General features: G+C 71.0%; 9 protein-coding genes and 1 pseudogene. 4 read left to right on the top strand and 6 right to left on the bottom strand.

All coding sequences use genetic code 11. The features are described from left to right. Positions 1-589: AIR synthase related protein (locus ACYVE7_RS24045; RefSeq protein ID WP_460367429.1), on the bottom strand; the 589-nt coding region annotated here is incomplete at its 3' end. 58 nt (positions 590-647) lie between these two features. Between ACYVE7_RS24045 and ACYVE7_RS24040 the strand changes: the two genes are divergently transcribed. Together ACYVE7_RS24040 and ACYVE7_RS24035 are read left to right on the top strand one after the other, a co-directional pair. Continuing rightward, the gene (locus tag ACYVE7_RS24040) at positions 648-881 is read left to right on the top strand and encodes an Lrp/AsnC family transcriptional regulator (protein ID WP_460367428.1); all 234 of its coding nucleotides are present in this window, start codon (positions 648-650) and stop codon (positions 879-881) included. Then, entirely contained in the window at positions 878-1,342 is a 465-nt protein-coding gene (locus ACYVE7_RS24035) for a DUF3515 domain-containing protein (protein ID WP_460367426.1), read from the top strand. The genes ACYVE7_RS24040 and ACYVE7_RS24035 overlap by 4 nt, the downstream gene beginning before the upstream one ends. On the opposite strand, the gene ACYVE7_RS24030 is transcribed toward ACYVE7_RS24035, so the two are convergent. Then, on the bottom strand, positions 1,339-1,950 hold the full coding sequence (locus ACYVE7_RS24030; protein WP_460367424.1) for an acetamidase/formamidase family protein: 612 nt from the start codon (positions 1,948-1,950) through the stop codon (positions 1,339-1,341). The genes ACYVE7_RS24035 and ACYVE7_RS24030 overlap by 4 nt on opposite strands. Positions 1,951-2,193: 243 nt before the next feature. Here ACYVE7_RS24030 and ACYVE7_RS24025 point away from each other — a divergent pair, with 243 nt between their 5' ends. Then, positions 2,194-4,026, top strand: a complete 1,833-nt coding sequence (locus tag ACYVE7_RS24025) for a beta-propeller domain-containing protein (RefSeq protein WP_460367422.1) — start codon at positions 2,194-2,196, stop codon at positions 4,024-4,026. Here ACYVE7_RS24025 and ACYVE7_RS24020 read toward each other — a convergent pair. Genes ACYVE7_RS24020 through ACYVE7_RS24005 form a run of 4 tightly spaced genes read right to left on the bottom strand, consistent with a single transcriptional unit; the run spans position 4,023 to position 8,165 of the window. Next, a complete protein-coding gene (locus ACYVE7_RS24020; RefSeq protein ID WP_460367420.1) occupies positions 4,023-5,126 on the bottom strand; it encodes a D-alanine--D-alanine ligase family protein in 1,104 nt (367 codons plus the stop codon). The genes ACYVE7_RS24025 and ACYVE7_RS24020 overlap by 4 nt on opposite strands. An 11-nt stretch (positions 5,127-5,137) precedes the next feature. Continuing rightward, positions 5,138-6,388, bottom strand: a complete 1,251-nt coding sequence (locus ACYVE7_RS24015) for a trans-sulfuration enzyme family protein (RefSeq protein WP_460367418.1) — start codon at positions 6,386-6,388, stop codon at positions 5,138-5,140. Positions 6,389-6,432: 44 nt separating this feature from the next. After that, on the bottom strand, positions 6,433-7,440 hold the full coding sequence (locus ACYVE7_RS24010) for an NAD(P)H-dependent glycerol-3-phosphate dehydrogenase (RefSeq protein ID WP_460367416.1): 1,008 nt from the start codon (positions 7,438-7,440) through the stop codon (positions 6,433-6,435). Beyond that, a complete protein-coding gene (locus ACYVE7_RS24005) occupies positions 7,437-8,165 on the bottom strand; it encodes a lysophospholipid acyltransferase family protein (RefSeq protein ID WP_460367414.1) in 729 nt (242 codons plus the stop codon). Before ACYVE7_RS24005 ends, ACYVE7_RS24010 begins: the two co-directional genes overlap by 4 nt. Before the next feature lie 79 nt (positions 8,166-8,244). On the opposite strand from ACYVE7_RS24005, the pseudogene ACYVE7_RS24000 reads away from it, so the two are divergent. Then, positions 8,245-8,539: pseudogene (locus ACYVE7_RS24000) on the top strand (2-phospho-L-lactate guanylyltransferase); the annotation flags it as partial.

The following is an 8,539-nucleotide window of genomic DNA, read 5'->3' as shown; positions in this document are numbered from 1 at the left end:
CGATCAGCGCCTCGTCCCCCGCCTCTCCGGCGAGCAGCAGCCGCAGCCCGGCGTGCGAGCGGCCGAGCGCCCCCCGGACGGCCACCATGTCCCCCGGACGCGCCCCTGACCTCGTGATCGGCGCGAGCCCAGCGCCGAGCTCGCCCAGCGCCGTCACCGACACCGTGACGATCGGCGCCGACACCGTGTCCCCGCCGACGATCGACGCCCCGACGAGCGCGCACTCATCGCGCATCCCGTCGCTGAGCCGTTCGGCGAACTCGATCGGCAGCCCGGCCGGGAGCGCCACCCCGATGAGCAGCGCGGTCGGCCACGCCCCCATCGCCACCACGTCGGCGAGATTCTGCGCGATCGCCTTGCGCCCGATGTCGTAGGGCGACGACCAGTCGGTCCGGAAATGCCGCCCTTCGACCAGCACGTCCATGGTCGCCACGACCCGCCCCTCGGGATAGGCGACCACCGCGGCGTCGTCGCCGGGACCCAGCAGCACCTGGGGCCCCTGCGGGAACCGCGCCGTGACGTTCTTGATCAGCCCGAACTCGCCGACTTCGCCGATCTCGATGGGACCCTCCTCGTTCGATCCGGACAATCCACGGTACGGTGGACGACCGGACGGCTGTTCCCCCACCCCAACCTGGGGAGATGCAATGGTGCAGGCCTACATACTGATCCAGACCGAAGTCGGCAGGGCCGCCGACGTCGCCCAGACGATCGGCAAGATCGCCGGTGTGACGCAGGCCGACGACGTCACCGGTCCCTACGACGTCATCGTCAAGGCGGAGGCCCAGAACATGGACGAACTGGGCAGACTCGTGGTCGCGCGGATCCAGGTCGTGGCCGGGATCACCCGTACGCTGACGTGCCCTATCGTGCATCTGTGATCCGAGCAGCAGCGCCTCTGGCCCTTCTCCTTCTCCTCGCGGCGGCGGGCTGTTCGAGCGCCGTCAAGGTGCCGCCGCCCGCCCCCGAGGGCAAGGCGGCGGAGCTGTGCGCGGGGCTGAAGCTCCCGGCGAAGGTCGACGGCCACGACCGCCGCGACACCGACCCGCAGTCCCCCTATGTCAGTGCCTGGGGCTCCCCCGCGATCGCGCTGCGCTGCGGTGTGCCCCGCCCCGTCAACGCCGACGGCATCATCGGCGACGTCGTCGACATCGACGGGCTGCCCTGGCTGCCCGAGGCGGGCGACCGCCCCGCGACCTGGACTCTGGTCGCCCACGAGACCTATGTGGAGGTGACGATCCCCGGCAAGTACACCCCGCAGGGCCGTCCCGTCGGTGAGATCCTCTCGGAGTTCTCCGACGCACTCAAAGGGCTCCCGAAGCTTCCCCCGCTCACCTACTAGGCGGCGGGCATCAGCAGCGGCCCCGTCACCTGGAACCGCTCCACACCCCGCTTGGTCAGGTTGACGCGCACGTCGATCCAGCCGTCGGCGGCACGGCAGTCCGCGAAGTGCAGGTCGCCGATCGACAGTTTCGCGCCGCGCACCAGCACCGGCAGCACGATCCGGGAGCCTGACGTCAGCCGGACCTCCGAGCAGGAGCCGATGTCGTCGCGGGAGGCGCTGCGCACCGCGCGCGCCGCGACCGGCTGGTAGGCGGCCAGCCCCGGCCGGACCCGGCCGAGCAGCGGGGCGGCGGGCTCGCCGTGCACGGGCAGGTCGTCGTCGCCGGGGGCGCACCCGATCACACCGGGGTGGGCGTCCCCGGCATGGCCCCCGTCGAGCCGCCCTATCGCCAGGACGTCGACCACGATCAGATCGCCGGGTTCGGCCCCGACGACGGCCAGCGGCCCGCACAGCAGCGCGTCTCTGCTGCCCCTCGGCCCCTGACACTCCATGCGCACCGAACCGCCGGAGATCACCTCCGCGACGGCGGGGATCTCGGGGTGCCAGCGGGTGTGTCCGGGCACGGTCTGCGCACTGCCGTACGGCAGTGCCGGGGACAGGACCACAGCGGCTCCTCTCAGGCTCACGGCAGACGAAAGTAACTAAAGAGATAGTGCCGTGGGCCCTGTTTCGGACCGATTTCATAACGCTTAAGCGCCGGTAATTCCTCGTCGCGGCCGAGCAACGCCCGGGGCGTCCGCGCCCGTCTTGAAGTCATGCGACGCGCCTCCCTCACCCTCCCGGCACCGCTGATCCTCGCGGTCCTGCTTTCGGCCTGCAGTTCCGGTCCCGCCTCTACCCCGCCCCGCGTGATCGATGCACCGCCGATGCGGCTGGTCGCGTTCGACGGCTGCGACGGCCTGCTGAAGGGGCTGCGTGCTTCGGCCGTCAAACGTGTCGGGCCGTACGGGCTCGACCGCGGCATGATGCCGTTCGGCGCCGCCCTGATGGACAGCGCGTTCAGCAGCAAATCGGCGGCGATACCTCAGGCGGCCATGGATCAGGTGGCCGTGCCGGAGTCGTCGGGGACCAACAACCACGAGGGCGCCGCCGACGAGCCCGACGCCGTCAAGAACGACGGGAACCGGCTGTTCGTGCTGCGCGGCGGCACCGTCAAGGTGATCGACACCGCGACCCGCGAGGTCAGCAAGACGATCAAGCTGCCGAAGGGCTACGAGGGCGCGACCGGCTTGCTGCTCAGCGGTGAGCGGCTGCTCGTCCTGGCGCCCGGCTGGGACGGCCGCATGTACAAGGGCAGGCCCGGCTTCGCCCCCGGCGCCCAGACGACCAGGATCCTCCAGCTCGACCTGGCCACCGGCCGCACCCTGAACGAGATCAAGGCGGACGCCTCCCTCGTGGACGCCCGGATGACGGGCACCGTCGCCCGGATCGTGATCCGCTCGTCCCCGGACATCCCGTTCCCCGAGCGCACTCCGTACAACGGCTCGGACTCCGAGAAGTACCAGGCGTGGGAGAAGGAGGCGACCAAGGAGAACCAGAAGGTCGCGGCACGGGCTCCGCTCGAGGCGTTCCAGCCGTCGTACGAGATCGACGGCCGCAGGACCCTGGTGCCGTGCGAGCAGATCAGCCGCCCCGCCGGCAGCGACGACCTCACCACGCTCACTGTGCTGACCGTCGATCTGGCGGGCGACCGGACCCGGCGGGTCGACCCCGACCCGGTCTCCGTGGTGGCCGAAGGCGACACCGTCTACGGCAACGGCCAGTCCCTGTACATCGCGGGCAGCCCGTGGCGCTGGGCCCCGATCCTGGACAGCAGCCGGCCGTTCCGGCCGCGGCCCGCCGTCACCCAGATCCACAAGTTCGCGCTGACCGGCGCGGAACGCCCCGCCTATGTGGCGTCAGGGCAGGTGGACGGCAGCCTGCTCAACCAGTACTCGCTCTCGGAGCACCAGGGGAACCTGCGGGTCGCGACGACCCAGGAGGAGCCTCGCCAGGAGAGCCGGGTGACGGTCCTGGCCGCCGACGGCCCCGCCCTGAAGAAGATCGGGGAGATCGGCGGGCTGGGCAAGAAGGAGCGGATCTACGGGGTCAGGTTCGTCGGCGACCGCGGCTACGTGGTCACCTTCCGGCAGGTGGACCCGCTGTACTCGCTCGACCTGTCCGACCCGCGCAAGCCCGTCTCCCGCGGCGAACTCAAGATCACCGGATACTCCGCCTACCTCCATCCGACCGCCGACGGCAAGCTGATCGGGGTTGGGATGGAGGCCGACAAGCGGGGCCGGGCGCTGGGCGCGCAGGTCTCCCTGTTCGACGTGGAGCAGACGCCGAAGGTGATCCAGCGCCAAGTCCTGCCCGGCATGTGGGGAACGAGCGCCGAGTACGACCCGCACGCGTTCCTGTACTGGCCGAAGACCGGGCTGACGGTGGTTCCCGCCCAGGAGAAGGACGGCGGCAACCCCGCCCTGGTCTTCACGGTCAGGGACGGCGAGATCAAGCGGCTCGGCACGCTCCGCCACCCCAAACGCTACACGCAGATCCAGCGGGCCGTCCTGATCGGCGACGCCCTGTGGACGGTCTCCGACCGGGGCGTCCAGATCAACGCCGTGGACGGGCTGGCGAAGCTCGGCTGGATCGCCCTGCCGACCCCCGCGCCCGCCCCCGGACCGATGATCATCGACTAGCGGAGGCCGACGGGGCGGTCGAGCGCGGTCTGGATGAGGCGGTCGACCAGCTCGGGGTAGGCGAGCCCGGCGGCTGCCCACATCTGCGGGAACGCCGAGGTGGGCGTGAAGCCCGGCATCGTGTTGATCTCGTTGAGGATCAGCTTGTGGTCGGGCGTCACGAAGAAGTCGACGCGGGCGAGGCCCTCGCAGTCGAGCGCCTCGAACGCGCGGACCGCGGTCGCCCGCAGCTCCTCGACGACCGACTCGGGCAGCCGCGCGGGGATCTCCAGCTTGGACGTGCCGTCGAGGTACTTGGTCTCGAAGTCGTAGAAGTCGTGCTCGCCCATCATCACGATCTCGGCGGGCACGCTGGCCTCGGTCGGCCCGTCGGCGAGGCCTTGGAGGACTCCGCACTCGACCTCGACGCCCTCGATCCCCGCCTCGATGATCACCTTGGGGTCGTGGGTGCGGGCCTCCTCGACGGCCGCGACGAGGTCCTCCTCACGGTCGACCTTGGTGATGCCCATGCTGGATCCGGCGCGGGCGGGCTTGACGAACAGCGGCCAGCCCAGCTCCTTGACCTCTGCCAGCTTCCGGTCGCGGTGCAGCCGCCAGTCCCGGTCGGTGATCATGACGTAGGGGCCGACGGGCAGCCCGGCGGCCTGCCAGATCAGCTTCATGAAGCCCTTGTCCATGGACGCGGCGCTCGCCAGCACACCCGCGCCGACATACCGGACCCCGACCAGCTCCAGCAGCCCCTGGATGGTGCCGTCCTCGCCGTACGGGCCGTGCAGCAGCGGCAGCACCACGTCGACGGCGCCGAGCGCGCGCGGCGTCTCGCCCGGTTCGATGACGATGAGGCCCGGGGCGTCGGGGTCGAACGGCAGCGCCAGCGCGCTTCCGGTGCCGTCGACCTCGGGCAGTTTCCCGCCGGAGATCGCGAGGGTCGCGCCGGACGGCGGCAGCACCCACCGGCCGTCGCGGGAGATCCCGACGGGCAGCACCTCGTACCGCTCCGGATCGATGGCGGCCATCACGCTCCCTGCGGTGACGCAGGAGATGGCGTGCTCTGAGCTGCGGCCGCCGAACACCACGGCAACGCGAATCTTCCTCGACATGATGGCTGACCCTACCGTCTGACGGCGGGTTCCATCTGTTCCGCGGTGACCCTGACCACGAGGTCGAGCGCGTCGGTGGCGTCGGCGATGAGATCGGCGGCGTCCTCGAGCCCGATCGAGAACCGGACGGCGCCCGGGTCGATCCCGGCGCGCAGCAGAGCGGTGTCGTCGCGTCCGGCGTGCGAGGTGGTGCCGACATGGGCGACGCAGGTGCGGGTGCCGCCGAGGGAGGTGGCCGAGCGGGACAGGCGCAGGGCGTCGGCGAGGGCGAGCCCGGCGTCACGGCCGCCGTGCGGGGTGACGGTGACGACCGCGCCGAACCGGGTGCCCTCGGGGCCCTTGTCGAACATCCGGCGGGCCAGATCATGCCCGGGATGCCCGGTGAGCCCCGGGTAGTCGACGGCCTTGACGGCCGGATGCTTGGCGATGGCCGCGGCGAACTGGGAGGCGGTGTCGCACTGGCGGCGGACCCGCAGCGGCAGGGTCTCCAGCCCGCGGCGGAGCAGGAACGCCTCGTCGGGCGCGAGCTGCCCGCCCGTCATGATCCGCACCTGGCGGACCCGGGCGATCAGCTCGGGACGTCCGCAGACGACCCCGCCGGTGGCGTCGCCGTGCCCGCCCAGATACTTGGTCGCCGAGTGGACGACGAGATCGGCGTGGTACTCCAGCGGCCGGCAGACCAGCGGCGTGGCGACGGTCGAGTCGACGGCCAGCAGCGCGCCCCGCGCGTGCGCGATGTTCGCGAGCTGCGGCAGGTCGACCACGGCCATCGTCGGGGTGGAGAGCACCTCGGCCCAGACCAGCCGGGTGGTCGGCCGGATCGCCGCCCGCACCTGTTCGACGTCCGACATGTCCACGTAGTCGGCCGTGACCCCGAACCGGCCGAACACGTCCTGGAGCAGGTCGTAGGTGCCGCCGTACAGGGCGAGCGGCGCCACGACGTGCGCCCCCGACTTCAGGAACGCGAAGAGGACCCCGCTGACGGCCGCCATCCCCGAGGCGAACGCCTGCGCCGCGACGTCCTGGACCGACTGCCCTTCGAGGGCGGCGACGGCCTGGGCGAACGCGTCCGCGGACGGGTTGTCGACCCGCGAGTACAGGTAGCCGCCGCCCTGGTGGACCAGGTCGGCGTGCTCCTGCGCTCCGGCGAACAGAAACCCGCTGGTCCGCCAGACGGGCGGCGCGGCGGGTGTCTGGGCGGGAACGGGCGGCGCGGGCGGATGGACCGCGCGCGTGTTCTCACCTCGAAATCTTCTACGCATCGCCATCAGGTAACCACAGAGAGCGATGGCACGCAGGGTGATTGTCAGACTCCGTAGCGTTCCGGCTTGGGGCTGCGGGTCATCAGCTTGAGGTAGGCCTCCTCGATCGGCACCCCGTGGTGCATGACCGCGGCGACGACCTCGGTGATCGGCATCTCGACGTGGTGCTTGCGGGCCAGCGCCACGATCGCCTCGGACGACTTGACGCCCTCCGCGGTCTGCTTGGTCACCGCGATCACCTCCTGGAGCGACATGCCGCGGCCCAGGTTCTCACCGAAGGTCCGGTTGCGCGACAGCGGCGACGTGCAGGTGGCGGCCAGGTCGCCGAGGCCCGCGAGCCCCGCGAAAGTCGGCTCCTGCGCGCCCAGCGCCACGCCCAGCCGGATGATCTCGGCGAGCCCGCGGGTGAGGAGCAGCGCGCGGGTGCTGTCGCCGAAGCCGAGCCCCGTCGCGATGCCCACGCAGAGCGCGATGACGTTCTTGACGGCCCCGCCGAGCTCGCAGCCGATCAGGTCGGTCGAGGTGTACACGCGGAAGTACGGCGTCATGAACAGCTCCTGGAGCCGGAGCGCGGTCTCCTCCGAAGCACACGCCGCGACCGACGCGCCCGGCTCGCCCTTGGCGATCTCCAGCGCGAAGTTCGGCCCGCCCAGCAGCCCGATCCGCTCCGGGCCCGCCCCCGTCACCTCGGCGATCACCTCGGTCATCCGCAGCCCGGTGCCCATCTCGATGCCCTTCATCAGGGACACGTGGACGGCCTGGTCGGGGATCAGCGGCAGCCAGCCCGCCAGATTCGCGCGGAGCGTCTGCGACGGGACGGCCAGGCAGACGAAATCGGCTCCGGCCAGGGCCTCGGCGGCGTCCGTCGTCGCCCTCAGGCCGTCCGGGAGCACCACCCCCGGCAGATACTCCTCGTTGGCGTGCCGGGCGTTGACGCCCTCGACGATCTCGGGGCGGCGGCCCCAGAGGACCACCTTGTTCCCGGCGTCGGCGATGACCTTCGCCATCGCCGTCCCGAACGAACCTGCGCCCATCACCGCTACTCGCGTCACGACTCTTCGCGCTCCTCAACGGCCTTCAGGTGGGGGTCGTACAACTCCGCGGGGGGAGTCTGTCCGCGCAGCTCGCCGAGCAGCGCCGCGATCGACCGCATGATGTCTTCCGTAGCAGCCCTGAGAGTATCCGCGTCCAGCTCCCTGCCCGCGTAAGCGCTCAGGTCGACCGGCGGCCCGGCCGCGATGTTCATCACTTTCCGTGGGAACAGGTTCACTTTCGAGGCGCCGTAACGCAGCAGCTCCTGCGCACCCCAGTTGGCGATCGGGATGACGGGAGTACCGGTTTCCAGGGCCAGCCGGGCCACTCCTGTTTTGGCAACCATCGGCCACAGCTCCGGATCGCGCGTGCAGGTGCCCTCCGGGTAGAAGATCACGCACTGGCCTGCCTTCAGGCCGTCGATCGCGCCGTCGAAGGCGCGGACGGCGTCGGCGGTGTTCCGGTAGACGGGGATCAGCCCCACCCAGCCGAGGACCCTGCCGAAGAAGGGGATCCGGAAGACAGCCTCCTTGCCCAGGAAGACGGGGTACCGGCCCGCCTTGTACACGTAGTGGGCGACCGCGAACGGATCGGCCTCGGAGATGTGGTTGCTCGCCAGGATCACCCCGCCGGACTTCGGGATGTGCGCCTGGCCGCGCCAGTTCCGTCGCAGCAGCGTCTGGAGCAGAGGCAGCAGCAATCCGATCGTGAAGAGACGCCAGCCCTTCGAATACGTGTAACCCATGTCTGACATTCTTCCTGGTGGCGTGGCGCGGGGGTACCTTCCAGTCTCGCCGCCCGATGCGCCTATTGTCGATTTCGAGATGCGACACAACCCCTGGTCCCTGATCGTCTGGTCCCTGATCGTCCCGGTGAAGCCGCTGGCGCTCGCCAAGTCCCGGATAGCCGACGCCGCCGGGCCTTACCGGCAGCGCTTCGCCCTCGCCGTGGCCGCGGACACCGTCGGCGCCGCCCTGTCCTGCCCCCGGGTGGGACGGGTGATCGTGGTGACGGACGACACGCTGGCCGCCGCCGAGCACGCCGCGCTGGGCGCCGTGATCGCGCCCGACGAACCGGACCGCGGGCTGAACCCGGCGCTGGTCTACGGGGCGTCGCGGG

The sequence above is a fragment of the Actinocorallia lasiicapitis genome (assembly GCF_054778695.1).
This window is presented reverse-complemented; position numbering and strand designations above follow the sequence as displayed.

Bases quoted from the DNA above. Each gene is read 5' to 3' on its own strand.
- ACYVE7_RS24005 (WP_460367414.1), bottom strand. From the start codon at position 8,165: ATGGGTTACACGTATTCGAAGGGCTGGCGTCTCTTCACGATCGGATTG.
- ACYVE7_RS24015 (WP_460367418.1), bottom strand. From the start codon at position 6,388: ATGCGTAGAAGATTTCGAGGTGAGAACACGCGCGCGGTCCATCCGCCC.
- ACYVE7_RS24020 (WP_460367420.1), bottom strand. From the start codon at position 5,126: ATGTCGAGGAAGATTCGCGTTGCCGTGGTGTTCGGCGGCCGCAGCTCA.
- ACYVE7_RS24040 (WP_460367428.1), top strand. From the start codon at position 648: ATGGTGCAGGCCTACATACTGATCCAGACCGAAGTCGGCAGGGCCGCC.